This is a genomic window from Novosphingobium sp. B 225, assembly GCF_002198665.1.
In the GTDB taxonomy this organism is placed as follows: domain Bacteria; phylum Pseudomonadota; class Alphaproteobacteria; order Sphingomonadales; family Sphingomonadaceae; genus Novosphingobium.
Window position 1 is genome coordinate 67,450 of the sequence record NZ_MWLM01000029.1, and the last position, 23,340, is coordinate 90,789.

The 23,340-nt window shown below is 64.5% G+C and carries 22 protein-coding genes; 10 read left to right on the forward strand and 12 right to left on the reverse strand.

Features of this window, described 5'->3' with window-relative positions; genetic code table 11:
* Positions 1 to 98 precede the first annotated feature (98 nt).
* The gene (locus MNBBLIKP_RS03855) at positions 99 to 758 is read left to right on the forward strand and encodes an HAD-IA family hydrolase (protein ID WP_088307649.1); all 660 of its coding nucleotides are present in this window, start codon (positions 99 to 101) and stop codon (positions 756 to 758) included.
* Here the strand turns inward: MNBBLIKP_RS03855 and MNBBLIKP_RS03860 are convergent.
* Positions 755 to 2,377 carry an OprO/OprP family phosphate-selective porin gene (locus MNBBLIKP_RS03860; RefSeq protein WP_088307651.1) on the reverse strand — a complete coding sequence of 541 codons (1,623 nt, stop codon included), beginning with the start codon at positions 2,375 to 2,377 and terminating at the stop codon, positions 755 to 757. The genes MNBBLIKP_RS03855 and MNBBLIKP_RS03860 overlap by 4 nt on opposite strands.
* 207 nt (positions 2,378 to 2,584) lie before the next feature.
* On the opposite strand from MNBBLIKP_RS03860, the gene MNBBLIKP_RS03865 reads away from it, so the two are divergent.
* On the forward strand, positions 2,585 to 3,499 hold the full coding sequence (locus tag MNBBLIKP_RS03865) for an SDR family NAD(P)-dependent oxidoreductase (RefSeq protein ID WP_088307653.1): 915 nt from the start codon (positions 2,585 to 2,587) through the stop codon (positions 3,497 to 3,499).
* A gap of 149 nt (positions 3,500 to 3,648) precedes the next feature.
* Here the strand turns inward: MNBBLIKP_RS03865 and MNBBLIKP_RS03870 are convergent, their stop codons facing one another.
* A complete protein-coding gene (locus MNBBLIKP_RS03870) occupies positions 3,649 to 4,140 on the reverse strand; it encodes a hypothetical protein (RefSeq protein WP_088307655.1) in 492 nt (163 codons plus the stop codon).
* A gap of 214 nt (positions 4,141 to 4,354) precedes the next feature.
* On the opposite strand from MNBBLIKP_RS03870, the gene MNBBLIKP_RS03875 reads away from it, so the two are divergent.
* Complete coding sequence (locus MNBBLIKP_RS03875; RefSeq protein ID WP_088307657.1) at positions 4,355 to 4,681, forward strand: GIY-YIG nuclease family protein; 327 nt, start codon at positions 4,355 to 4,357, stop codon at positions 4,679 to 4,681.
* A gap of 151 nt (positions 4,682 to 4,832) precedes the next feature.
* Here the strand turns inward: MNBBLIKP_RS03875 and MNBBLIKP_RS03880 are convergent, their stop codons facing one another.
* The 4 genes from MNBBLIKP_RS03880 to MNBBLIKP_RS03895 are packed head-to-tail and all read right to left on the reverse strand — an operon-like array spanning position 4,833 to position 7,814.
* Positions 4,833 to 5,180, reverse strand: a complete 348-nt coding sequence (locus MNBBLIKP_RS03880; protein ID WP_088307659.1) for a DUF2794 domain-containing protein — start codon at positions 5,178 to 5,180, stop codon at positions 4,833 to 4,835.
* Positions 5,177 to 5,896 carry a serine O-acetyltransferase EpsC gene (epsC, locus tag MNBBLIKP_RS03885; RefSeq protein WP_088307661.1) on the reverse strand — a complete coding sequence of 240 codons (720 nt, stop codon included), beginning with the start codon at positions 5,894 to 5,896 and terminating at the stop codon, positions 5,177 to 5,179. The genes MNBBLIKP_RS03880 and epsC overlap by 4 nt, the downstream gene beginning before the upstream one ends.
* Positions 5,897 to 5,925: 29 nt before the next feature.
* Positions 5,926 to 6,543: an ATPase gene (locus MNBBLIKP_RS03890; protein WP_088307663.1), complete on the reverse strand. Its 618-nt coding sequence runs from the start codon at positions 6,541 to 6,543 to the stop codon at positions 5,926 to 5,928.
* Between the two features lie 2 nt (positions 6,544 to 6,545).
* On the reverse strand, positions 6,546 to 7,814 hold the full coding sequence (locus MNBBLIKP_RS03895; protein ID WP_088307665.1) for a hypothetical protein: 1,269 nt from the start codon (positions 7,812 to 7,814) through the stop codon (positions 6,546 to 6,548).
* Positions 7,815 to 7,886: 72 nt separating this feature from the next.
* Between MNBBLIKP_RS03895 and purM the strand changes: the two genes are divergently transcribed.
* A complete protein-coding gene (gene purM / locus MNBBLIKP_RS03900) occupies positions 7,887 to 8,978 on the forward strand; it encodes a phosphoribosylformylglycinamidine cyclo-ligase (RefSeq protein WP_088307667.1) in 1,092 nt (363 codons plus the stop codon).
* Positions 8,979 to 9,128: 150 nt separating this feature from the next.
* Positions 9,129 to 10,085, forward strand: coding sequence for a phosphoribosylglycinamide formyltransferase (purN, locus tag MNBBLIKP_RS03905; RefSeq protein WP_088307669.1), 957 nt, complete (start codon positions 9,129 to 9,131; stop codon positions 10,083 to 10,085).
* On the opposite strand, the gene MNBBLIKP_RS03910 is transcribed toward purN, so the two are convergent.
* Complete coding sequence (locus tag MNBBLIKP_RS03910) at positions 10,082 to 10,330, reverse strand: hypothetical protein (protein ID WP_088307671.1); 249 nt, start codon at positions 10,328 to 10,330, stop codon at positions 10,082 to 10,084. The genes purN and MNBBLIKP_RS03910 overlap by 4 nt on opposite strands.
* Before the next feature lie 66 nt (positions 10,331 to 10,396).
* Here MNBBLIKP_RS03910 and cls point away from each other — a divergent pair, with 66 nt between their 5' ends.
* Positions 10,397 to 11,842 carry a cardiolipin synthase gene (gene cls / locus MNBBLIKP_RS03915; RefSeq protein ID WP_254912903.1) on the forward strand — a complete coding sequence of 482 codons (1,446 nt, stop codon included), beginning with the start codon at positions 10,397 to 10,399 and terminating at the stop codon, positions 11,840 to 11,842.
* 103 nt (positions 11,843 to 11,945) lie between these two features.
* On the opposite strand, the gene MNBBLIKP_RS03920 is transcribed toward cls, so the two are convergent.
* From MNBBLIKP_RS03920 to MNBBLIKP_RS03940, 5 genes are all read right to left on the reverse strand, one after another.
* The gene (locus MNBBLIKP_RS03920) at positions 11,946 to 12,194 is read right to left on the reverse strand and encodes a YdcH family protein (protein ID WP_088307673.1); all 249 of its coding nucleotides are present in this window, start codon (positions 12,192 to 12,194) and stop codon (positions 11,946 to 11,948) included.
* Between the two features lie 146 nt (positions 12,195 to 12,340).
* On the reverse strand, positions 12,341 to 14,647 hold the full coding sequence (locus MNBBLIKP_RS03925) for a TonB-dependent receptor (protein WP_088307675.1): 2,307 nt from the start codon (positions 14,645 to 14,647) through the stop codon (positions 12,341 to 12,343).
* Between the two features lie 225 nt (positions 14,648 to 14,872).
* Positions 14,873 to 15,295 carry a nucleoside-diphosphate kinase gene (gene ndk, locus MNBBLIKP_RS03930; protein WP_088307677.1) on the reverse strand — a complete coding sequence of 141 codons (423 nt, stop codon included), beginning with the start codon at positions 15,293 to 15,295 and terminating at the stop codon, positions 14,873 to 14,875.
* A gap of 199 nt (positions 15,296 to 15,494) precedes the next feature.
* Entirely contained in the window at positions 15,495 to 15,929 is a 435-nt protein-coding gene (locus tag MNBBLIKP_RS03935; protein ID WP_088307679.1) for a DNA polymerase III subunit chi, read from the reverse strand.
* Positions 15,930 to 16,067: 138 nt separating this feature from the next.
* Complete coding sequence (locus tag MNBBLIKP_RS03940; RefSeq protein ID WP_088307681.1) at positions 16,068 to 17,531, reverse strand: leucyl aminopeptidase; 1,464 nt, start codon at positions 17,529 to 17,531, stop codon at positions 16,068 to 16,070.
* Between the two features lie 98 nt (positions 17,532 to 17,629).
* Between MNBBLIKP_RS03940 and MNBBLIKP_RS03945 the strand changes: the two genes are divergently transcribed.
* The 4 genes from MNBBLIKP_RS03945 to rsmA all read left to right on the forward strand — a co-directional run bounded on the left by MNBBLIKP_RS03945 (position 17,630) and on the right by rsmA (position 23,315).
* Positions 17,630 to 19,888, forward strand: coding sequence for an LPS-assembly protein LptD (locus MNBBLIKP_RS03945; RefSeq protein WP_088307683.1), 2,259 nt, complete (start codon positions 17,630 to 17,632; stop codon positions 19,886 to 19,888).
* 188 nt (positions 19,889 to 20,076) lie between these two features.
* On the forward strand, positions 20,077 to 21,387 hold the full coding sequence (locus MNBBLIKP_RS03950; RefSeq protein WP_088307733.1) for a peptidylprolyl isomerase: 1,311 nt from the start codon (positions 20,077 to 20,079) through the stop codon (positions 21,385 to 21,387).
* 4 nt (positions 21,388 to 21,391) lie between these two features.
* The gene (pdxA, locus tag MNBBLIKP_RS03955) at positions 21,392 to 22,405 is read left to right on the forward strand and encodes a 4-hydroxythreonine-4-phosphate dehydrogenase PdxA (protein WP_088307685.1); all 1,014 of its coding nucleotides are present in this window, start codon (positions 21,392 to 21,394) and stop codon (positions 22,403 to 22,405) included.
* Between the two features lie 88 nt (positions 22,406 to 22,493).
* Complete coding sequence (gene rsmA / locus MNBBLIKP_RS03960; protein ID WP_088307687.1) at positions 22,494 to 23,315, forward strand: 16S rRNA (adenine(1518)-N(6)/adenine(1519)-N(6))-dimethyltransferase RsmA; 822 nt, start codon at positions 22,494 to 22,496, stop codon at positions 23,313 to 23,315.
* Positions 23,316 to 23,340: the final 25 nt, after the last annotated feature.

Consider the following 23,340-nt stretch of genomic DNA (forward strand, 5'->3'; position numbering starts at 1 on the left):
GCGATCACTGACCCAGCTCCGTTCGTGTCGAACGCATTGGAGACACCTGGCGCGAGGTGTCTCGACTTCGCTCGACCCGAACGGCTAGGGGAGCGGACATGACCACCCACCGCTTCGCCATTGTCGGCTTCGATCTGGACGGGACCTTGCTCGATACCTCGGGCGATCTGGGGGCGGCGGTGAACCATGCGCTGGCCCTGGTGGATCGCCCGGAGGTGCCGCAGGACTCCATATCCGGCCTGATCGGCGGTGGCGCACGGCTGATGCTGAGCCGCGCGCTGGCCTTGACCGGCGGAGCCGCAGGGATCGATCAGGACCGCCTGTTTGCCGAGCTGCTGGCCTTTTACGAAGCCAATATCGCGGTCCACACCGCGCTCTATCCGGGCGGCGAGGCGATGCTCGATGCGCTGGCGGCGCAGGGCACGCGGCTGGCCGTGGTGACCAACAAGCGCGAGGCGCTGACGCTCAAGCTGTTCGATGCGCTGGGGCTGACCAGCCGGTTCGATTGCATCATCGGCGCGGGCACCTATCCGCTCAAGCCCGCACCCGATGCGCTGCATGCCATGGTAGAGCGGCTGGGCGGCGGGGCGGCGGCGTTTGTGGGGGATACCACATTCGATACCGGCGCGGCGCGGGCGGCGGGCCTGCCCTGTGTTGCGGTCAGCTTTGGCTTCAACGACGCGCCGCCGCACCAGTTGGGCGCGGCGGCGGTGATCGACCATTTCGACCAGCTGGTGCCGGTGCTGGCCCGGCTTTAGAAGTCAATCTGCATCCGGGTCTGCAGCACGTTCACCCCGTACTTGCGATCATTGACCGGCAGCGTCGAAGCCGGGTCAACCAGGGCGGCCAGCGGCCCGCCGGTCACGCTGAGGTGACCATAGTTGACCAGGAACCGCACATAGTCTGACGGATACCAGTTCAGCCCCAGCAGATAGCTGGACTGTGTGCCGCCCCGGCCCAGACGGCTGTTCAGCGCCGCCAGGGCACTGGTTCCGGTGGTGAAATTGTTGGTCGCCCCGCCGATCAACGCATCATCGTTGAGGTCGAGATATTCGTACCGCGCGGCAATCTGGAACGCGCCGCTACCGCCCTTGCTGATCGGATTGAGCACCTTAGTCCGCGCCCAGGTGCCGTCGCCGCGCTTGTAGCCGCGGGTTTCACCGGTCAGGAAGTAACCGACTTCGCCATAGGCCCCGAAGAAGCCCGGATCGCTAACCGGCACCACCGCACTGTTGCCGCCGCTGAAGGCCGCGGCGCCGGTGGCCAGATCGCCCGCGCGATAGCCCTTGGCCTTCACCCATTGCGCTTCGCTGGCCAGGTACAGGCCCTTGAACACGGCCATCGCCTCAAGCCCCAGCAGCTGATCGCTGCTCGCCGCGAAGTTGCCGGTATCGACAAAGCGCACGTCGGTCAGCTGGCTGTTCGGCCGGGCGCGATAGCGTGCCAGCTGGTTGGTAGAGGGCATGGCCGTGCCGGTTGAAGTGCCGCCGCTGATGTTCGAAGCGAAATCGCGGTATTGATAGTTGACCCCGAAATGCAGCTGCCCGCCCAGCGCCTGCGGGGCATAGACCAGCCGCGCCGCGCCGATCCAGCCGTTGTTGTCCAGGCTGCTGTCGATGCTGTGGCCGGTGAACAGCCCCGCTTCGGCGCGCAGATCATTGTTCGCGCTCTTGTAAGCCAGCGCCGCGCCCATCCGGCGGGCATTGGTGAAGGCATCGTTGAACGTGGCGCGTTCGATGAAGGAGTTGAAGTTCGAACTGGAGATCTGCTCCATCGAATTGAGCGTCTCGAAATTGCCGATGCGCAGCACCACTGGCGCGTTGCCGGGGGTATAGGTCAGCCAGACATCGCCGAAGCCGACGCTGCCATTGGCCAGGTCAGCTTCGACCTTGTAGCCCAGCCCGCCCGGCACCGTGCCTTCGAACCCCAGCCGGGCGCGGCGCACGCGGGCGCGCATCGAACCCAGCGTCGAAGCGGTATAGGCCCCCGGCGCGGAGACCCCGCCGGCATCGATGTGTAGCCGCCCGCGCGGCTTGAAAGTCCAGCCGTCCTTGGTGGCCAGTTTGGGCGCGCCATCCCAGGTCAGTTCGGTCGCGGGCTTGGCCGTGACACTGGCGGCGGGCACAGCGGCCACGGCAGCCTTGGCCGCATCGGCCTGGGCCAGCGCGCTCGTTGCGCGGGCCTCAGCCGCATCGGCGCGGGCCTTGGCATTGGCCAGGTCGCCCTCCAGCGTTCCGACCCGCTGGTTCAGCGCATCCAGCGCGGCGCGCATTTCCGCCAGCTGGCGGGCCACTTCGGTATCCTTGCTCGCCGCGGCGTGAGCAGGCAGGACCCAGCCCGCCGAAAGTGCCAGAGCCAGGGTGGAAGTACGGAGCATGCGAGTCACGGGAATGGCCTCCCTGGCCGGATTGTTACGATTCGAAGTCTGCTTTAGGACGGTTGCGTGACACTTATTTGACAGTGCCGCGTCAACTGCCGTTACGGCATTGCGGGACGAGTCATACGCAGTTGAAACGCAGCCCGCAAAGTGCCATCCCGCCGCCGCAACGCCTGCGGGCGGGCCAGTTTTGCCAGGAGTCAGACCATGACCATTTCGTTCAAGGATCGTGTCGCAATCGTTACCGGTGCAGGCGGCGGCCTCGGCCGGGCCTATGCCCTCGAACTCGCCAAGCGCGGGGCCAAAGTGGTCGTCAATGACCTCGGCGGCAGCCGCGACGGCACCGGCCATTCCGACGCCGCCCTCAAGGTGGTCGAGGAAATCAAGGCCGCTGGCGGCGAAGCGATGTCCAACGGCGGTTCGGTGACCGAACTCGGCCAGATGGAAGAGATGGTTGCCAAGGCCAAGGAGGCCTGGGGCGGCGTCCACATCCTGATCAACAACGCCGGGATCCTGCGCGACAAGAGCTTCGCCAAGATGACCATGGATGACTGGAAGCTGGTGGTCGACGTTCACATGAACGGCAGCGCCAACTGCACCAAGGCGGTGTGGGACCTGATGCGCGAACAGGCCTATGGCCGCATCCTGATGACTGCCAGCTCCACCGGGCTGTTCGGCAACTTCGGCCAGGCCAACTATGGCGCGGCCAAGCTGGGCCTGGCGGGCCTGACCAAGACCCTCCACCTCGAAGGCGCGAAGTACAACATCCGCGTCAACACGCTGGCCCCCGTGGCCGGCACCCGCATGACCGAGGACCTGGGCATGCCCGAAGCGCTGTTCAACGCGCTCAGCCCAGAAAACGTCGCGCCGATGGCGCTTTACCTCGTCAGCGAGGACGCGCCGACCAACATGATCTGCGGCGCAGGCGCGGGCGCATACCACGCCGCCTATGTCACCCTGACCCCGGGGATCGCCCTGCCCCAGGACGAACGCACCCCCGAAGGCATCGCCGCCAACTGGGCCCAGATCATCGACCGCACCGGCGAAACCGTGCCGCAGTCCGGCGGAGAGCAGAGCGCGAATGTGATGGCTGCGCTGGCCAAGATCGGCGGTCTGGGCTGATCCTTCGCTAACTGCTCTCTCCCCTTCAGGGGAGAGATACGCAGGCTTGGCAGCTTGCTGCCTAGCCGGAGTTGAGAGGGGCAGCCGCCGCGCGCTCCCCTCTCCCAACCCTCTCCCCTCAAGGAGAGAGCGCTTTGCTTGCCCGCCCCTCACCCTGCTCCCCCGTTTGACACCCAACCCGGGGGGAATTCCTGTGACCTTAGCCCGGCCTCCTCGCTCCCCAGCGTGATCCGGTCAAGCCGAGCGAGATAGCCCAGCAGCGCAGAATCCCGCGATATCTGGGGCAAGGCGCGCAGCTCGCCCTGCCACACGACCGGGCGGATCATCTCGCCAAAGGCCAGCGCAAAGCGTTCGTCATCTGTGCACTTCCGTTTCGCCGCCGCGCGGCCCAGCACATGGTCCCAGGCACGGGCAAAGCTCTCCCCGCCGGGGGCCTTACGCAGCCGGTAAACACTCTCGCGCGCCATCCCCACCTTGCGCGCTGCCGCCAAGACCGAGCGCGTGCCTGCCAGCGCCACCAAAAACGCCGCCTGCCTGCGCGGCGTCCACCCATCGCCGCGCGGGCGCATGGGCACGGGAATGAACGCGGGCACCCCCTTGGGACGACGGCGACGCGGCTGCGGTTTGGGATAGGTCTTCATCCCGCAGGTTAAGACAGATTCGCCGCGTGTAGGAAAATGGTTTTTGGTGAGGGGCTGTGCGCGGTGGCGAGAGAACCAAGCCCCGTGTCAAGCACGGGGTGACTAGAGCTGGTTGAGTGGATCAGAGGTCGTCCTCATCCAAAAACTCCCGTCGCCCCGTGCTTGACACGGGGCTTGGCTTTTCTTTCGGCTCCGCGTTTGGCACAAGTGTGCGATGGAAAAGGGTGGCTGGGTTTACATCATGGCGAACCGCTATCGCGGCGGGACATATGTTGGCGTTACGTCAGACCTGATCCGGCGCGTGTGGCAGCACCGCGAGGGCAAAGGTTCGATTCACGTTTCCGATTTCAACAAGAAGCTGCTCGTCTATGCCGAACGACACGAGGAAATCGAACCCGCAATCACACGCGAAAAACTGGTCAAGAAATGGCACCGCGATTGGAAATTCGCACTGATCGAACGCGACAACCCCGATTGGCTGGACCTGTGGGAGCAGTGGTATCCTGCTGACGGTGTGCTGAAAGGAGACGTTGGACGGTAGCCCGACTGACGCAGTGAAGTGCCGCAAGAAAAGCCAAGCCCCGTGTCAAGCACGGGGCGACGAGAAGGGCAATGAATCCAAAAAGCGACCGTCGCCCCGGACTTGATCCGGGGCTTGGCTTTTCTTCTCCAACCTATCCGCTAACCACCCCCTACCCCTCAACCACCTTCACAAGCCGCCGCTCCAGCACTGCCAGCACGCCGGGCAGTTCATGCCCGCGCTTCAGCACCTGGCCCAGTTCGCCGTACAGCACCCACATCCCCTGCCGCGAACGCAGCGCTGGGCGCTTCTCCAAACGCGCCGAGGGGTAATCCGCCGCGCGGCGGTAGGCGCAGAACACGGCGGCGTCCTTGCCGAATTGCAGCGCGTAATCGCGCCATTCGCCCGCCGCGACCATGCGGCCGTAAAGATCAAGAATGCGGGTCAGTTCTTCGCGTGCGAACGGGACTTGGCTTGGCGGACTCGCCGAAAGGGGAAAGGGGGTAACGACCCCGCTCAAGCGCTTTTCTTGCCTTTACCCGATCCGCTGGCCTCGGCCGCCTTGGCCCGGGCCGCGTCGCGTTCTTCCAGCAGTTCTGCCAGCCGTTTTTGCATGACCTGCATTTCGCACTGCAACAGTTCCAGCTTTTGCGTGGCCGGATCGAAGCGTTCGCTGCAGGGGGTGCCATAGGGGACGAAGGCCTGCGTTTCGGGCTTTACCGCCACCGGCACCGGCTTGGCCGGGATGCCGACCATGGTCGCGCCTTCGGGCACTTCCTTCATCACCACCGCATTGGCGCCGATCCGCGATCCCTTGCCGACCATGATCGGGCCCAGAATTGCCGCGCCCAGGCTGATGATCACATCATCGCCGATAGTCGGGTGGCGTTTGCCGCCAACCCCGTTGGTGGGGTTGGTCCCGCCCAGGGTCGATCCCTGGTACATGGTGACATTATCGCCGATTACCGCAGTTTCACCGATCACCACAAAGCCGTGGTCGATAAAGAAATTCTTCCCGATTTCCGCGCCGGGATGAATGTCGATCGCGGTCAGGAACCGGCTGACATGGTTGACCCAGCGGGCAAGGAAGAACAGCCGCGCCCTGAACAGGCGGTGCGCCACCTTGTGAAAGCCGACCGCCCAGACCCCCGGATACAGCAGCACTTCCCAGCGCGAGCGGGGGGAAGGATCGCGCGCGACGATCGAGTCGACATAGCTGAATAGGCGTCCGGGCATCGTTCCCCACTTTTCCCACGCACAGGCCGCTAAAGCAAGCGTGGTTCGCTTGGGCCCAGCAGCTCTTCCAGCGCCTCGCGCCAGATTCCAGGGCCGGGGGCGACTTTCCGTTCCAGGCTGAGACGGTCAATCGCGGCCACCAGCCGCTCTACTCCCAGATGGGTACGTTCCATCCGGGGTACAAGATAGCTGGCGGCATCAGGCCCCAGCGCCAGCCCGCGCAGTTCGGCATGGAGCGCGATCAGTTCGGCCAGCATGGCATCGTCCGGCGCCCCGATTTGCAGGTGCAGCGCCGCGCCAAGGCGCGAGGCAAGGTCGGGCAGCGCAATCTTCCACTCCCCCTCACCCGCGCTGGCGGTGAGCAGCAGCGGCGTGGTGCTTTCCTGCGCGCGGTTCCAGCGGTGGAACAGCTGGGTTTCGTCCATCCGGTCAGCATCGTCGATGGCCTCGCCCGCGCCGCTCTGTTCAAACCAGCGCGCAATCAGGCTTTTGCCGGCGCGCGGCGGGCCGAGCAGCACGGCGGTGCGGAACGGCCAGGTGCTGGCGGCGGTCATTGCCTCCAGCGCGGTCTGGTTGGCATTGCCGACCACGATCCGCGAGGCTGCGCCCGCGCCGCCGGGCGCGAGGGGGAGCGCGATCTGGCCCATGGTTACTTGCGAATGCTCAGCGCGTTGGCGCCGACCGAAACCTGGAAACCGCGCGAACGCAGGGCTGCGGCGAGCGCCGAAATATCGCCCGAGATCGTTACCCGCATCACCGATGTCCCGCCCATCGCCAGACTGGTGGTCGCCGCAGACTGCACACCCGGCGCGCCGCGCACTGCCGCCAGCGCAGCATCAACCGCTGAAGCATCGGGCGAGGCGAACTGCACTGTGATCGTCGAACTGGCTGCGACGGTGGGCGTGTCAGTCGGCGCCGCGCTCGCGGTTGCCTTGGGCGCGGCGACGGCCTTTTCGGCTTGCTGCGCCTTGGCGATCAGGGCGGCGAGCCCGGCATCCATCGACATGCCGCCAGTCAGCGTTGGATCGGGCTTCAGCTTGCCTTCGGCCAGCGCGCGGGCATAGGCGGCATCCAGCCGCACCACGGCTTCGGACAGCATCTTGCCCAGCCCGGCCGAATCGTTGGCCGACAGGGTGAAGCTTTCGAGGAACTGGTTGTCCGGGCCATAGCGCGCGGTGAAAGTGCCGCGCACCGGACCGCCGGGCCATTGCCGTTCGAGCCGCGCGACGGGCGAAATCACATCGGCGGCGTTGAACTGGTTGAGCACGGCATGCCACCAGGCCCGGCTGCGCCGCCCCGGCTGTCCCGCCGTAATCAGCAGCGAATCGCCGCCTGCGCCCACAGGCCGCACATAGTCGATCGGGCTGGCCCCGCCCCGGAACTGCGCCCAGGCCTGCTGCCACAGCCCCTGCACTTCATAGACCTGCGCGACCCCGCCCGAATAGAGCACCGGCACGGTCAGCAAGGGGGCGGAATGGGCGCGGGCATTGGTGCCATCGCCAATGAACTGCCCGGCGCGCTGGCGATCGAACACCACAGAGAGCGTGGCGATATAGCGGCGCGGGCCGATCTGTTCGCGTTCGATCACCACGGCGGTGACCATCGATTCGATCTGGCCTTCGCCCATCGCCGGGCCGCCAGCCTTGGCCCAGGCCTTTTTCTGCGCGTCTTTCCAACCATTAAGCCGGGCTTCCTGCCCGTCCTTGCCGGTGGTGTTGACCTCTATCCCCGAGACTTCGATGTCGCTGGAAGTCGCCACGGGAATGATCCCGCGCTGCCCTTCGATCTGGGCGATCAACCGCTGGGGCCCCACCACCGCAAGCGCCACGGCGAGCGCGAGCGCCAGCCCGCCCAACAGGCTGGCGGCGGGGCCGGGGCGCCATGAACGCGGCGAAAGAGGAAGCGGTGCGACTGCCATCGGGGAAAACCGTGGGCCTTTTGCCCAATCGCTCGTGGAAATCCAAGCAGGAAAGCGTTAGGAGCCGCCGCGATGTCTGAAAAGTCTTACAGCTATGAGCAAGCCGGTGTCTCGATCGCGGCAGGAAACGCCCTGGTCAAGGCCATCGCCCCCCTGGCCAAAGCCACCGCGCGCCCGGGCGCCGACGCGGAACTGGGCGGGTTCGGCGGGTTCTTCGACCTGAAGGCCGCAGGCTATAAAGACCCGCTGCTGGTCGCGGCCAATGACGGGGTTGGCACCAAGGTCAAGCTGGCAATCGACCATGACCGGCATGACCGGATCGGGCAGGATCTGGTGGCGATGTGCGTGAACGATCTGATCGTGCAGGGCGCCGAACCGCTGCTGTTCCTCGATTACTTCGCCACCGGCAAGCTCGACAATGGCGTGGCCGAACGCGTCGTCGCGGGGATCGCCGACGGCTGCAAGCTGGCGGGCTGCGCGCTGATCGGGGGCGAGACGGCGGAAATGCCGGGGATGTACGCCGCGGGTGACTATGACCTGGCAGGGTTCTGCGTCGGCGCGGTGGAACGCGGCGAGCAGCTGACCGGAGACCGCGTGGCGGCGGGCGACGTGCTGCTGGGGCTGGCCAGCTCTGGCGTGCATTCCAACGGCTACTCGCTGGTCCGGCGACTGGCGGCGGACAAGGGCTGGAAGCTTGACCGCCCGGCGCTGTTCGATGCCGACCGGCTGCTGATTGACCACCTGATCGAACCGACCCGGATTTACGTGAAAAGCCTGCTGCCGGTGATCCGGTCTGGCCGGATCCACGCGCTGGCCCACATCACCGGCGGCGGCCTGCTGGAAAACGTGCCCCGCGTGCTGCCCAAGGACCTCCACGCCCGGATCGACGCCGGGGCGTGGGAGCAGAGCCGGCTGATGGCGTTCCTGCAGGCGCAGGGCAATATCGAACCGGCAGAAATGGCGCGCACTTTCAACTGCGGGATCGGCATGGTGCTGGCGGTCGCGGCGGATGACGTCGCAGGCGTTCAGGCGGAGCTTGAGGCTGCGGGCGAAACGGTCCACGTGATCGGCGGAATCGAACCGGGCCCGCGTGGCTGCACCGTGCAGGGCGCGGTCGAAGTGTGGAGCGCGCGGGAAAGCTGGGAAGCGGTGCATGTCGGCTAAGATCCTCCCCATTTTTGGCGAATGCCACAAATGGGGAGGTGGCATTCGCGCAGCGAATGACGGAGGGGTAAGGGCCTCTCCGTATTACCCCTCCGTCAGCGCTTTGCGCTGCCACCTCCCCATTTGGCTTTGCGAAATGGAGAAGGTCTGATGGGTTCCGCAAAGGCCAAAGTCGCCGTCCTGATCTCCGGCAGCGGCACCAACATGGCCGCCTTGCTCTATGCCAGCCGCGCGGCGGATTGCCCTTATGAGGTGGTGCTGGTCGCCAGCAACAATCCGGATGCTGGCGGATTGAAGTTCGCCACAGCCGAGGGCGTCGCCACATTCTGCCTGCCGCACAAAGGCATGGCGCGGCTCGATCACGATATGGCGATGGACGCCGCGATCCGGGCCAGCGGGGCGCAATACGTTGCGCTGGCGGGCTATATGCGGATCCTCACTCCGGAATTCGTCGCTGGCTGGGAAGGCCGGATGCTCAACATCCATCCCAGCCTGCTGCCCAAATACACCGGCCTCCACACCCACGAGCGCGCGCTGGCGGCGGGCGACAGCCATGGCGGCTGCACCGTCCACCTGGTCACGGCGGAGCTCGATGACGGCCCCCAGCTGGGACAGACCCCGGTGGCGATACTGCCGGGTGACACCGCAGACAGTCTCGCCGCGCGGGTGCTGATTGCGGAACACCAGCTCTATTCGCGCTGTCTGGCCGAACTGGTCAGCAAGGCCACGTCACCCGAACACCTGATCGCCCAGGTACGCGACCGTGCGCTTGCCCTGCCCGAAGCGGATGAGGTGCAGAGCCACGGCATGCCCTGCTTCGGGATCGTGAAGGGCAAGAAATTCGCCTACCTTTCAAACGATCACCACGGCGACGGCAAAGTCGCGCTGCTGGTCAAGATCAGCGGGCCGGACGAACAGGGCCAGCTGATCGAAAACGATTCGGATCGCTATTACCGCCCGGCCTATTTCGGCGGCGACTGGATCGGAATTCGGCTCGATCTGGGCGATACCGACTGGGATGAGATCGCGGACTGGCTGCACCGCAGCTGGCGCGCGGTCGCGCCGAAAAAGCTGACCGCGCTGATGGACGCTGCGGACGGGTTTTAGGCTATCTCGCTTTCGTGCACCACCGGCCGGTCTTCACGCGTGCCCCGATACCGCGCATCGGGTTCCATTGGGCCGGGGCTGATCACCACATAGTCTTCACCCACTTCCAGCAGCGTGCCGACAAACGGAAACCCTTCGAAACTGCCGGTCACGCGGTAGCTGACGGTATCACCCACCTTGAACGTGGCCGGATCGAAATTGAATTCGAACGGACAGTCCTCTCCGCCCGCGCCCATGCCCTTCATATTGAGTCTCCTTTGCACGCACCATAATGCTGGCAAGACCAATGGAAAGGGGGTCTAACCGGCGCGGTGGAAATAGATCTGATCTGGTTTCTGGAAATCGCGCTGCTGGGGGCGATGGTGCTGACCATGGGCCGTGCATTGCTGCGGCCGCAGCGCGAACCGGCCAGCCGGATCGCGTGGATCATCGCGATCCTGGTTCTCCCGGGGCTGGGCGTGCTGGCCTATCTGCTGATTGGCGAGGCCCGGATCAGCCGCCGCCGCAGCGCGCGCTTTGCCCGGATAGAGGCGCACCTGCCCCGCCCCGATGGCGATCCGGAGGCCGCCCGCGCCCTCTCGCACAGCGCCTTTCACGCGCCTTTCGCGCTGGCCCGGTCGATCAACGGCCTGCCCCCCACCCTGTTCAACACCGCCACCCTCGCCACAGACAGCAATGCCGCGATTGACGGCATGGTGGCCGATATCGACACCGCGCAGACCACGGTTCACCTGTGCTTCTACATCTGGCTGGCCGACCATAACGGACTGAAAGTGAAGGACGCGCTGATCCGCGCCGCCTTGCGCGGGGTGCGGGTGCGGGTGCTGGCCGATGCGCTGGGATCGCGCCAGTTCCTGCGCTCGATCCACTGGCAGGAACTGCGCGCCACCGGGGTCGATGCACGCATGGCGCTGCCGGTGGGGGGTGTGGTGTGGACGCTGATCCGCGGCCGGGTGGACCTGCGCAACCACCGCAAGCTGCTGATCTGCGACAACGAGGTGGTGTGGTGCGGCAGCCAGAATCTGGCCGATCCGGAATTCCGGATCAAGCGCCGCTATGCCCCCTGGGTTGATGTGATGAGCCGCTGGCAAGGCCCCGTCGCGCGCCATTGCCAGTTCCTGTTCGCGGGCGACTGGATGGCCGAAGGCGGCGACGACGTTACCGCGCTGCTCTCCCCCACCGCGCAAAATGGCCCGCCTCCCGCCCATGGTGCCATCGCGCAAGTCATCGGCACCGGACCAAACCAGCGCTTTGCCGCGATGACCGCCTGTTTCGCCCAGCTGGTTCACGCCGCGCGGCACGAACTGGTGGTGACCACCCCCTATTTCGTGCCCGACGAACAACTGCTGTTCGCGCTGACCAGCGCCGCCCGCCGCGGGGTGCGCGTGGTGGTGATCCTGCCGCGCCGCAACGACAGCCGAATCGTCGCGGGTGCCAGCCGCTCCTATTATCCCGCCCTGCTGGAAGCCGGAGTAGAGCTGCACGAATTCCGTCCAGGCCTGCTTCACGCCAAGACCATGGTGGCAGACGGTAAAGCCGGGCTGATCGGCAGCGCCAATCTGGATCGCCGCAGTTTCGAGCTAAACTTCGAAAACAACGTGCTGTTCGCGGATGATGGGTTCGCCAAGGCCCTGCGCGCACGCCAGGATGAATGGCTGGCGCAGTCTGTGCGGATAACGCCCGCAATGGTCGCGGACTACAGCCTGCCCCGGCGACTGTGGCAGAACCTGATGGCGCTGTGGAGCCCGCTACTGTGAAGCGCTGAACCAAAGCCCGCCCCGCTTCGGCCAAAGCCGACATGCTGACAGTCGGCTGCATTCCCTCTCCCCCGGGTGGGGAGAGGGATTGGGGTTACGGCGCTCAGCCCGCCTTGGCCTTGGCCACCATGCCGGAAATCTCGTCCAGCAGGGCCAGCCGCTGCTTCTTGAGCAGTTCGGTGTGCGCGTCTGAGGGGGTTTCGATTTCGCTTTCGATCCGGTGAATCTCGCCGTTCAGCTCGTGATAGCGATCAGCCAGAGTGACGAAATGCGCATTGTGGAGTTTCAGTTCGTGCAGCGCCGCATGATCGTTGGGGAATTCGGCGGACAGTTCGTGGGGGGTGTTGGACATCCTGACTCCATGGGCTTGTGTTGATGCGAAGCAGTATCGTCAGGTTAAACACGCTGCGCCTTGCGATGGGTCAATTCGCTTGAAATAAATGCAAAACGGCCGCCGGATCGCTCCGGCGGCCGTTCAATTCACACCTGGCTATCCGATCAGAATTCGATGCCCAGGGTGACACCGTAGGTCCGCGGCGGCATCAGGGTGCCGCCAACAGTGCGGCTGGTGGCAACCGCGTAGCTGCCCGACCAGATCAGTTCGTTGGTGATGTTCTTCATCCACAGGTTGACCGAATAGCGATCGGTGGAATCGGTCCATTTCACGTTTGCATCCAGCATCACGTAACCATCCTGGGCCAGACGATCATCGTTGAATTCGGTGTGATACTGCTTCGCCCGATAGGCGAAATTGGCACCGAACTTGACCATGCTGCCGCCCGCCAGCTCGACCCGGTATTCCGGATTGAGATTGACCGACCAGCGCGGCGACATGCGGGTATAATTGCCCGAAAGATCCTGATCCGGCAGTGCTGCGCCACCGGGGCCGAACAGCGCCGCATTCAGCGGGTCCTTCGAAAAGAACTTCGTGAATTTCGAATCGAGATAGGCCACCGACCCATCAAGCGAAAAGGCCGGGCTGACCTTCCAACGCCATTCAAGCTCGGCGCCATAGGCCCGCGACTGCGCGGCGTTTTCCAGACGGCTGGCGAAGAATGGCGGGGCGGCGATCGGGAAAGTCCGCTGGAACTGCGCGTTCTTCAGGCGGTGATAGAACACGGCGAGGTTGGCCTGGATCCCGCCGCCATCGTATTTCACCCCGCCTTCAAAGGCTTCGACCTTTTCCGGATCGACAAAGGGAGTGACTTGCGCCGCAGAAGTCCGGCGCGAACCGATTTCGGCGGTCCCGCTCTTGAACCCGCGCGACCAGTTGAAATAGGCCATCACCGCATCGTTAGGACGGAATTCAAAGCCCAGCGAGGGCGAGAAGTTGTCCCAGGTCTTGCGCGCATCCCATTGCAGCGGATCCTGAACGAACCCGGTAGCGGCCGCGCCGATCCCCGTATCGCTACGATAACGGCGCCCTTCCCAGCTGTAACGACCGCCTGCCTTAAGCGAGAACTGGTCCGACAGGTCATAGGTCAGGTTGGCATAGGCTGCCCACGTTTCGATATCCATGCTGCCGTCAAATTTGACACGCCACGGATCGCTGTTCGTCAGCACGTCGTAGCCGATGTGGTTTTCGACATTGATGTGCTCGTTCAGATAGAACAGGCCGGTCACCGCATGCAATTTGCCGGTTTCAAAGTTCGCCTGGAAATCCTGACTGAACTGGTTTTGCCAGACCGGCTGCCAGTGGTTGGCACTTGTCTGCGTCGCGCTGGTCTGTGCCAGGCGATATCCAAGATAGGACGACATGTCGAAATCGTGGAAGAAGTAAGCGCGGAAGCGGCGATAGCTTGAAGTCGATTTGAGCATCACCGCATCGCTGGCATCATAAGTCAGGGCGCCTGTCAGCGACCATTGGCGGCGATCGTTGATCGGGTCGAAATTGGTGTTGAGATTGCGCACATTGCTGGCAAACGCTGCCTTGCTGCCGTCAAGATTGGTGCGCTGGCCCAACGATGTCAGGCTGGCCGTGGTCGTGCCCGGGAACGACAGTTCGCGAAACTTGATCGCCAGCGATTGATCGTCTTCGGTGTGAAGTTCGCCTGTGAACAGCGCGGTAAACCGCTCGCTGGGCTTGAACTGTAAATGCCCGCGCAGCGACCATTGGCTGGCATTATCGATTTCGTTGCCAGTGTATTCGTTGATCCCATAGCCCTTGCGATGGATCCGCTGCACCGCAATGCGCGCCGACACACCATCCGCCAGCGGGCCGCCGATCGCGGCGTCGGTCTGCATCAGCACGGCGTCTCCGCCGATCGTCTGGCGAACATAGCCGTCGAGGTGGTCGGTGGGCTTGGCGGTAATCAGGTTGACCGTACCACCCGTGGCATTGCGGCCATAGAGCGTACCCTGCGGTCCGCGCAGCACTTCGACCCGTTCAAGATCGAACATCGAACCCAACTGCGCCTGTGGCAACGAAACGACCGCTCCGTCCACGTGCAGTGCCACCGAAGGATCGACACCGGGGAGCGAGCTCGACAGGCCGATCCCGCGGATGAACAACTTGGCAAAGTTGAAATCGTTGCCAAAGCTGATCGAAGGGACGATGTTCTGGAGGCTTTCCAGGCCAACCGTATTCGTATCGGCCAGCTGTTCCGGCGCGACCGCGGAAACCGACAGCGAGACCTTGGACAATGACTGTTCGCGCTTTTGCGCAGTAACGATGATTTCGTCGACGGCGCCATCTGCGCTGGTATCGGCAGTCTGGGCAAACCCAGGGGCTGCGATCATCAGCAACGCCATGCTCATTGCTGCAGCTGAACCGCGCAGTCCCGCCTTGAAAGTATGAATGGGCATAGGTGCCTCCTCTCTGATTTAACCGTGACCGCCGTTCGTGCGGCGGCCTTCCGGTGCTGCAAACTACGTCCAGTCCGATCAAAGGGGTATGTCAACTTGATCGCATCCTCATAAGAAAATGCTAATAGTATGCAGTGATGACAATTTTGCCACACTATCGCGCAAACGAAAACGGCCGCCGGATCGCTCCGGCAGCCGCTTCGAAAAACCTGGGGAAAGCGCGGCTTAGCCGACGATTTCTTCAGGCTTGAAGAAGTACGCGATTTCGATCGCCGCGTTTTCATCCGAATCCGAACCGTGGACGGTGTTTTCACCGATCGACAGCGCCAGCGCTTTGCGGATGGTGCCTTCGGCGGCGTCAGCCGGGTTGGTGGCGCCCATCACGTCGCGGTTGCGCTTCACGGCGTCTTCGCCTTCCAGCACCTGCACGACCACCGGTTCGCTCATCATGAACTCGCACAGTTCGCCGAAGAAGGGGCGTTCACTGTGGACCGCATAGAAGCCTTCGGCCTGTTCGCGGCTCATGTGGATGCGCTTCGAAGCGACCACGCGCAGGCCGGCTTCTTCCAGCATCTTGGTGACCGCGCCGGTCAGGTTGCGGCGGGTGGCGTCGGGCTTGATGATCGAGAAGGTGCGGGTAACCGCCATGGGTAATTCCTTGTGGGTGCGTTACGGTTGGAAAGTGGCCGCGCCCCTAGCGGGGAATGCGCCAAGCTGCAAGGTGCTGTGTGGCACGGTATGCCCCCTCCTCTTCAGAGGTGGGGTCGGGGGATGGCGTCGGCAAAGAGCGTCGCTTTGGGACCACACCACCCCCAACCCCTCCTCTAAAGAAGACGGAGCTAAAGCGTCACGCCGCCTTGATCCACTTGCCGCCCTCTTGCCGCCAATAGGCGCGCTCCAGCCCGTCGCGCCCGTCCAGGCTGCGCCAGGTGCCGCGCGCGTCATCGATGGTGGAACCGTCGAACAGCAGAAACACCCGGTCGAACGCCTCGGCCTCTGCGCGCCACTTGCCATCGGCCAACACCACATAGCGCGCGCCGTTGGCTGGTTCGGTGCCTGCAGAAAGCAGTACGGGCTGTCGCGCATCATGGTCACCGCCCGCCTGCCCGTTGGCCAGGAAGGTGCCGTCCCGCGCCCACAATGCGTCGCCGATCCGGCCCAGCTGGTCCTTGTCTTCGCTGACCACCAGCAGCCGCTGCCCCAGCCCAAGCGTATTGCGCGCCAGCAAGGGCACCACCTGTTCCGCCGGGTCGCGGCTCAGCTGGTAGAAATCAACCTTCATACCCCCCTCCCGCTTGCGGGAGGGGTTGGGGGTGGGCCAGCGGCGGTGGAAGTTGCCCACCCCGCTGCGACTAGGCCCGCCTGCGGCGCGCCAAGTCTCACTCCCCTCCCGCAAGCGGGAGGGGTCAGGTACGACGGATCAACCTTCAAGGTGATCCCGCACGAACCGGTCAAGCAGCCGCACGCCATATCCGGTCGCGCCCTTGTCCCAGGTCTGGCCGGGCTTGCTGGCCCAGACCATGCCCGCGATATCCAGATGCGCCCAAGCCATGCCCTTGTCGACGAAGCGCTGGATGAACTGCGCAGCGGTGATCGATCCACCTTCGCGCGGGCCGACGTTTTTCATATCGGCAATCGGGCTGTCGATCAGCTTGTCATAGGCCGAACCCAACGGGAAACGCCACAGCTTGTCACCGCTGGCCGCACCCGCACCCAGCAGCTTGTCGGCCAGGGCATCGTCGTTGGAGAAAATCCCGGCGTGTTCATGCCCCAGGCTGATGATCATCGCCCCGGTCAGCGTGGCAAGGTCAATCACGGCGCTGGGAGCGAAAGTTTGCTGGGTCCAGGTGATGCAATCGCACAGCACCAGCCGCCCTTCGGCATCGGTGTTGATCACTTCGATCGTCTGCCCCGACATCGAGGTGACGACATCGCCCGGCCGCTGCGCGTTGCCATCGGGCATGTTTTCAACCAGCCCGCAAATGCCGACCACGTTGGCTTTGGCCTTGCGCTTGGCCAGTGCGAGCATGGTTCCGGCCACCGCCCCGGCGCCGCCCATGTCCCACTTCATATCTTCCATGCCGGCCGGCGCCTTGAGGCTGATCCCGCCGGTATCGAACGTCACGCCCTTGCCCACGAAGGCGACCGGCTTGGCGCCTGCCGCGCCGCCGTTCCACACCATCGCCAGAATGCGCGGCTTGCGCACCGAGCCTTGCGCCACGCCAAGCAGCGAACCCATGCCGAGCGCGGTCATTTCCGCCTCGTCCAGCACCCGGATCTCAACCCCGGTTCCGGCCAGCCGCTCTTGCGCGCGGGCGACGAAGCTTTCGGGGTAGATCACATTGGCCGGTTCGGTCACCAGTTCGCGGGTGAATTCAACGCCTTCGGCCAAGGCGGCTTCTACCGCCCAGGCGGCTTCGGTACCCTCAGGTGCGCCCAGCACCCGCAGCGCCTTCAGCGAGATCTTCTGATCTTCAGGCAGCCTGGTGCGATAAAGGTCATAGCGCCACGCCCGCAGCCGCGCGCCAAGCAGCACCGCCGCCGCGTCACTCGCCGACAGCCCCGTCCCGGTGAAATCGATTCCCACGCTCTCAATCCCGGCGGAGAGATACTTGGCGCTGATCGCCGCCCCGGCGCGTTCAAGGGCGCTGGCGCGGTCCCTGGCCTTGGGATCTCCGGCCCCGGCCAGCGCGACGCGGGTGACCGCGCCGTCCACTGTGGCGAAACCTTCGAACAGTTGCCCGGCCTTGCCAGTGAACCGGCTGGCTCGCGCGCCTTCGGCCAGCACCGGGTCCAGATCGGCCGGCAATGCATCCTGGTTGACGATCCGGGCCACGGCAGTAGAGGCGGGGGCCGAAGGTCCGGCGATGAATTCAATTCTCATGTGCTCTCCAGCAAGCAAAGTGTGCCACTGCGGCAAAGCGTTGCCACCAGTGGCTGGCGTGCATTGCAGTTACGCGCGGGCGGTGCGATAGGCAAGCCATGCACCCCTTCCGGCGGGCCTTTCCGCCCCTGTCCCTGTTGTGCCCTGAAAGCTGGCGTTCCGGCGCGGCGGCGCTTGCGCTGCTGATCGCAGGCGCACCGCTGTCGGCAGCCGCGCAGCAGGCCGCACCGGTGGTCAGTTCAGGTGAGGAAGAGAACCTGCCGATCGGGTTCGAGGCGACCGGCGTCAGCTATGACGACGAGGCCCAGACCGTCACCGCGTTCGGTAATGTGGTGATGAAGCGCGGCGACCAGTCGGTAGTGGCAGACAAGATCGTCTGGAACCGCCAGACCGGCAAGATCGAAGCCAGCGGCAATATCCGGATGGTCGATGCCGATGGCAATCAGTTGTTCACTGACACGATTGAACTGTCCGATGAGTTCAAGGCCGGGGCCATGCGCAACATGCTGCTGGCGCTGCGCGAAGGCGGACGACTGGCAGCGGCGAGCGGTGAGCGCGCGGACGACGGCACGATCCTGCTCAATCACGCCACCTACAGTGCTTGCGCGGTGGAAGACAGCGCAGGCTGCCCGCGCAACCCCAGCTGGCGGATCACCGCGAAGCGGGTGATCTATGATCCCGACAACAAGCGGGTCCGGTTCCAGGGCGCGCGGCTAGAACTGTTCGGGGCACGGCTGTTACCGATGCCGGGGCTGGTGGTGACCACCGATGGCCGCCCGATTTCCGGCTTGCTGATCCCCGACGTGCGCCTGTCGGCATCCAACGGGGTGGAATTCTCCGAAAGCTATTACCAGCGTCTGGCCCCCAACCGCGACATCGCGGTGACCGGCTATGTCTATACCAAGGCGCTGCCGATGATCTCGGCGCAGTACCGCGCGCTGAATGACAAGGGTGCCTATCAGGTCACCGGCTATGTCACGCAAAGCCGCCGCATTTCGATTTCGGGCGCTGCCACCAGCAGCAAGGATTTCCGCGGCTATGTCTATGCCAATGGCCGCTACCAGTTCGATCCCCACTGGAGCCTGACCTTTTCCGGACGAGTGGCGTCTGACCGCACGTTCCTGCGCCGCTATGACATCAGCCGGGATGACCGGCTGCGCTCGATGGCCGATCTGGAACGGGTTGATGACAATTCCTATCTGTCGATCGCAGGCTGGGCCACCCAGACCTTGCGGGTGGGAGACCGCCAGGGGCTGGTCCCGGTCGCCTTGCCGGAACTGGATTATCGCCGCCGGATCAGCGATCCGGTGCTGGGCGGCAAAGTGGAATTGCAGGTCAACAGCCTCGCGATCACCCGCACCGCCGGGCAGGATACCCAACGCGCGTTTGCCAGTGCCCGGTGGGATCTGCGCCGCCTGACCAGCATGGGCCAGGAAGTGACTTTTACCACGCTGGTGCGCGGTGACGTCTACCATTCGGACCAGAACAGCACCACGGCCACGGCGATCTATCGCGGCAATCCCGGCTGGGAAGCGCGCGGCATGGCCACAGCGGCGATGGACGTGAAGTGGCCGCTGATCGGCAAGTTCGCCGGCGGCAGCCAGGTACTGACCCCGCGCTTTCAGGTGGTTGCCAGCCCAACCCTGCGCAACCTGGCCGTACCCAATGAAGACGCCCGGGCGATCGATCTGGAAGATTCGAACCTGTTCGCGCTCAATCGCTTTCCCGGGTATGACCGGGTGGAGGACGGGGTGCGCTTTACCTATGGGCTCGACTGGCAGTTTGAGCGGCCCGGCTGGCGGGTTTCGACCACGATCGGCCAGTCTTATCGCCTGACCAGCCGGCCCACGCTGCTCCCCGATGGCACCGGGCTGTCCAGCCGCGTCTCCGACGTCGTCGGCCGCACCGAAGTGCGGTTCAAGGATCTGGTCAAGCTGACCCACCGATTCCGGCTCGACAAAGACAGTCTGGCCGTACGCCGCAACGAATTTGACGCGGCCGTGGGCAATGAACGGACCTATCTGGAACTCGGCTATCTTAGGTTGAACCGCGATGTCTCCGCTTCGATCGAAGATCTCAAGGACCGTGAGGAATTGCGCGTTGCGGGCCGGGTCGCCTTTGCCAAATATTGGTCATTGTTCGGATCGGCGGTGGTCAACCTGACCGGCAAGAAGGAAGACCCGCTGGCCACGACCGACGGCTGGGAACCGCTGCGGACCCGCATCGGCGTTGCCTATCAGGACGATTGTCTGGAACTGGACCTGACCTGGCGGCGCGATTTCGTGGCAACGGGCGATGCCCAGCGCGGCAACACTTATCAGATTCATATCGCGCTGCGGAATCTGGGCTTCCGTTGATAGTCTGCGATCCGCGATTGGCACTCTGCACCAAACAGGCTATCCGGCCCATGCTCAGCTTGGGTTAAGCCGCAAGACGCCATTGGCCAAGCAAGTCCGGCGGGGGTTGCCCGCCGTTTTGGGGATTTGGAAATACCGTGGAACGCACTTCACTCTCCCGCATTTCGACCCGGTTTGCCGCCAGCCTGATGGTTCTGGCCGCCGCCGGTCTGACGGCCCATGCCGTGGCGCAAGACGCTGGTCCCAGCAATTCAGCGGGCGGGCTCAACCTGCCCACCAATCCTGAATTCTTCACCAAGAACGATCCCAACAACCGCAAGGCGACTGTGGTGATCAATGGTGAGATTGTGACCGGCACCGACGTGGATCAGCGCGTAGCGCTGATTGTCAACGCCAGTGGCGGCAAAGTGAGCGACGATGAAAAGACCCGCCTCAAGATGCAGGTTCTGCGCAACCTGATGGACGAAACGCTCCAGATTCAGGAAGCCAGGGCCCAGAAGATCGAGGTTGAGGATAGCGAGGTTGAGCAGACCTATGCCCGCATCGCCACCCAGAACTTTGGTCTGGACGTCAAGGCGCTGGACACCCAGCTTGCCAAGATCGGCTCCTCCGCCGCCTCGCTCAAACGCCAGATCCGCGGCGAACTGTCGTGGCAGCGGCTGATGCGCCGCAACATCCAGCCGTTCGTCAACGTGTCTGACGAAGAAGTGCGCGATGTGGTCAAGCGGATGAACGAAGCCAAGGGCACCGAGGAATACCGCGTCGGCGAAATTTACCTTTCCGCCAACGAGGAAAACAAGGCAGCTGTATACCAGAACGCACAGAAGATCGTTGAACAGCTCAAGGGTGGCGGCAGCTTTGTCGGCTATGCTCGCCAGTTCTCCGAAGCTTCGACCGCAGCGGTCGGCGGCGATCTGGGCTGGATCCGGCTGGCCCAGCTGCCCACTGAACTGTCGAGCTCGCTCACCGGCTTGCAAACCGGTCAGCTGGTTGGCCCGGTCGAAATCCGCGGCGGCTTCTCGATCATGCTGCTGATCGACAAGCGTCAGGTGCTGACCGCCGATCCGCGCGATGCACTGCTCAGCCTCAAGCAGGTTTCAATCAGCTTCCCGCCCGGCGCGACCGAGGCCCAGGCCACCGCCAAAGCCAAGGCTTTTGCCGACGCGATGCAGACCGCGCGCGGTTGCGGGATGGTGGACGATGTAGCCAAGGGACTCGGCGCGGAAGTGGTCACCAATGACCAGATCAAGGCGCGCGATCTGCCGGCTCAGCTGCAACAGATGGTGCTGGCGCTCAACATGGGCGAAACCACGCCGCCGTTCGGATCGATCCAGGACGGGGTGCGGGTGCTGATGCTGTGCGGCCGCGATGACCCCAAGGTCGAAAGCGGGCCGAATTTCGAACAGGTCCAGCAACAGATCGAGGACGAACGCGTCAACAAGCGCGCCCAGACCTATCTGCGCGACCTGCGCCGCGACGCCGTGATCGATTACGATTGAGCCAATGAACGGGGCGGCGCTCGCTGTATCGCTGGGCGATCCGGCGGGCGTCGGTCCTGAACTGATTGCGGCTGCCTGGGCCCGGCGCGAAGCGGACGAGCTGGTGCCGTTCTTCGTCGCGGGCGGGCCGGATCTGCTGGCACAGGCCGCGCACAGCCGGGGGATCAGCCTGCCGATCACCCAGATCTATCACCCGGCCGAAGCACTCGACTGCTTTGATTACAGCCTGCCGGTGCTGGCCGGGATCGATTGCGACTATCACCCCGGCGCACCTGACCACGCGGGCGCGGAACTGGCGCTGGCCAGTCTGGATGAGGCTTGCCGTCTGACGGTGGCGGGCGAAGCCGCCGGGCTGGTCACTGGCCCGATCGCCAAGGCGCGGCTGGCCGAAGTGGGCTTTACCCATCCCGGCCAGACCGAATTCGTCGCTGCTGCCTGCGGCGTGGCGGCAGAGGACGCGGTGATGATGCTCGCCGGGCCGCAATTGCGCACTGTGCCGCTGACAGTACATATCGCGCTCAGCGAAGTTCCTGCCCGGCTCTCGGCCGAGTTGATCGTGCGCCGCGCGCGGATTGTTGCGCAGGCCTTGCGGCAGGATTTCGGGATCGAACACCCGCGCCTCGCGATCGCCGCGCTCAATCCCCATGCCGGTGAGGAAGGCCGGATGGGCGATGAGGAAACGCGGATCATCGCGCCCGCGATCACCACCTTGCAAGCCGAAGGGCTGCACGTAACCGGCCCGCACCCCGCCGACGCCCTGTTCGCCCCGCGCGCCCGCGCCAGCTATGATGCGGCGCTGTGCATGTACCACGATCAGGCGCTGATTCCCTTGAAGGCACTCGATTTTGACCAGGGGGTCAACGTCACGCTGGGCTTGCCCGCGATCCGCACCAGCCCCGACCACGGCACTGCCTTCACGATCGCCGGAAAGAACCAGGCCGACCCCGGCGCGATGATCGCCGCGATCCGCATGGCGGGGCTCTGCGCGATGCGGCGCATGGGGGAATGGGAATTCTGAAATCAGTATCCGTTCGTGTCGAGCGAAGTCGAGACACTTCGCGCGAGGTGTCTCGACTTCGCTCGACACGAACGGGTAAGGGAATGGTGTGACCACCACACTCCCTCCTCTGCGCGACGTGATTGCCCGCCACGGCCTGCAAGCCAGCAAGGCGCTCGGCCAGAATTTCCTGTTCGACGAACAGCTGCTCAGCCGGATCGCCGCAATTCCCGGCAAGTTGCAAGGTCAGCAGGTGCTGGAGGTTGGCCCTGGCCCCGGCGGGCTGACCCGCGCCTTGCTGCGCGCCGGGGCGCAAGTGACCGCGATCGAGATGGATCGCCGCTGCCTGCCCGCGCTGGCCGAACTGGCCGAGGCGTTTCCCGGCCAATTGCGCGTGATCGAAGGCGATGCGATGAAAGTGGCGCACGGGATCGAGGGCCCGTTCCACATCGTCGCCAATCTGCCCTACAACGTCGGCACCGCGCTGTTTGTGGGCTGGCTGGGAGGTGAAGCCTGGCCGCCGCAATGGGCCAGCCTGACCCTGATGTTCCAGCAGGAAGTGGCCCAACGGATCATCGCCAGCCCAGCAGAGCAAAGTGCCTATGGCCGGTTGGCCGTGCTGGCACAGTGGCGCGCGAGCGCGAAGCTGGCGCTGAAAGTCCACCGCAGCGCGTTCACCCCGCCGCCCAAAGTGATGAGTGCGATTGTCCACGTGACGCCTGCGGATATGCCGCAGGGCGTATCCGCCCGCACGCTTGAGCGCGTCACCGAACTGGCCTTCGGCCAGCGCCGCAAGATGCTGCGCCAGAGTTTGAAAGGCCTGCCCGGCGCACTGGACGCGCTGGAGCGGCTGGGGATCGACCCGGCCCGCCGCGCGGAAACGTTGAGCGTGGCGGAATTTGTGAGCGTAGCGCGGGAGCTGAGAGCCTAAGTCCCTCCCCGGAACGGAGAGGGGG

What these genes read in the sequence shown, in the direction of transcription:
- MNBBLIKP_RS03940 (WP_088307681.1), bottom strand. Translation starts at nt 17,531, where the DNA reads ATGAGAATTGAATTCATCGCCGGACCTTCGGCCCCCGCCTCTACTGCC.
- MNBBLIKP_RS03875 (WP_088307657.1), top strand. Translation starts at nt 4,355, where the DNA reads ATGGAAAAGGGTGGCTGGGTTTACATCATGGCGAACCGCTATCGCGGC.
- MNBBLIKP_RS03935 (WP_088307679.1), bottom strand. Translation starts at nt 15,929, where the DNA reads ATGAAGGTTGATTTCTACCAGCTGAGCCGCGACCCGGCGGAACAGGTG.
- MNBBLIKP_RS03855 (WP_088307649.1), top strand. Translation starts at nt 99, where the DNA reads ATGACCACCCACCGCTTCGCCATTGTCGGCTTCGATCTGGACGGGACC.
- ndk (WP_088307677.1), bottom strand. Translation starts at nt 15,295, where the DNA reads ATGGCGGTTACCCGCACCTTCTCGATCATCAAGCCCGACGCCACCCGC.
- MNBBLIKP_RS03895 (WP_088307665.1), bottom strand. Translation starts at nt 7,814, where the DNA reads ATGGCAGTCGCACCGCTTCCTCTTTCGCCGCGTTCATGGCGCCCCGGC.
- MNBBLIKP_RS03870 (WP_088307655.1), bottom strand. Translation starts at nt 4,140, where the DNA reads ATGAAGACCTATCCCAAACCGCAGCCGCGTCGCCGTCGTCCCAAGGGG.
- pdxA (WP_088307685.1), top strand. Translation starts at nt 21,392, where the DNA reads ATGAACGGGGCGGCGCTCGCTGTATCGCTGGGCGATCCGGCGGGCGTC.
- MNBBLIKP_RS03865 (WP_088307653.1), top strand. Translation starts at nt 2,585, where the DNA reads ATGACCATTTCGTTCAAGGATCGTGTCGCAATCGTTACCGGTGCAGGC.
- MNBBLIKP_RS03890 (WP_088307663.1), bottom strand. Translation starts at nt 6,543, where the DNA reads ATGGGCCAGATCGCGCTCCCCCTCGCGCCCGGCGGCGCGGGCGCAGCC.
- MNBBLIKP_RS03920 (WP_088307673.1), bottom strand. Translation starts at nt 12,194, where the DNA reads ATGTCCAACACCCCCCACGAACTGTCCGCCGAATTCCCCAACGATCAT.
- MNBBLIKP_RS03945 (WP_088307683.1), top strand. Translation starts at nt 17,630, where the DNA reads ATGCACCCCTTCCGGCGGGCCTTTCCGCCCCTGTCCCTGTTGTGCCCT.
- MNBBLIKP_RS03910 (WP_088307671.1), bottom strand. Translation starts at nt 10,330, where the DNA reads ATGAAGGGCATGGGCGCGGGCGGAGAGGACTGTCCGTTCGAATTCAAT.
- purM (WP_088307667.1), top strand. Translation starts at nt 7,887, where the DNA reads ATGTCTGAAAAGTCTTACAGCTATGAGCAAGCCGGTGTCTCGATCGCG.
- MNBBLIKP_RS03925 (WP_088307675.1), bottom strand. Translation starts at nt 14,647, where the DNA reads ATGCCCATTCATACTTTCAAGGCGGGACTGCGCGGTTCAGCTGCAGCA.
- epsC (WP_088307661.1), bottom strand. Translation starts at nt 5,896, where the DNA reads ATGCCCGGACGCCTATTCAGCTATGTCGACTCGATCGTCGCGCGCGAT.
- MNBBLIKP_RS03860 (WP_088307651.1), bottom strand. Translation starts at nt 2,377, where the DNA reads ATGCTCCGTACTTCCACCCTGGCTCTGGCACTTTCGGCGGGCTGGGTC.
- MNBBLIKP_RS03950 (WP_088307733.1), top strand. Translation starts at nt 20,077, where the DNA reads ATGGTTCTGGCCGCCGCCGGTCTGACGGCCCATGCCGTGGCGCAAGAC.
- purN (WP_088307669.1), top strand. Translation starts at nt 9,129, where the DNA reads ATGGGTTCCGCAAAGGCCAAAGTCGCCGTCCTGATCTCCGGCAGCGGC.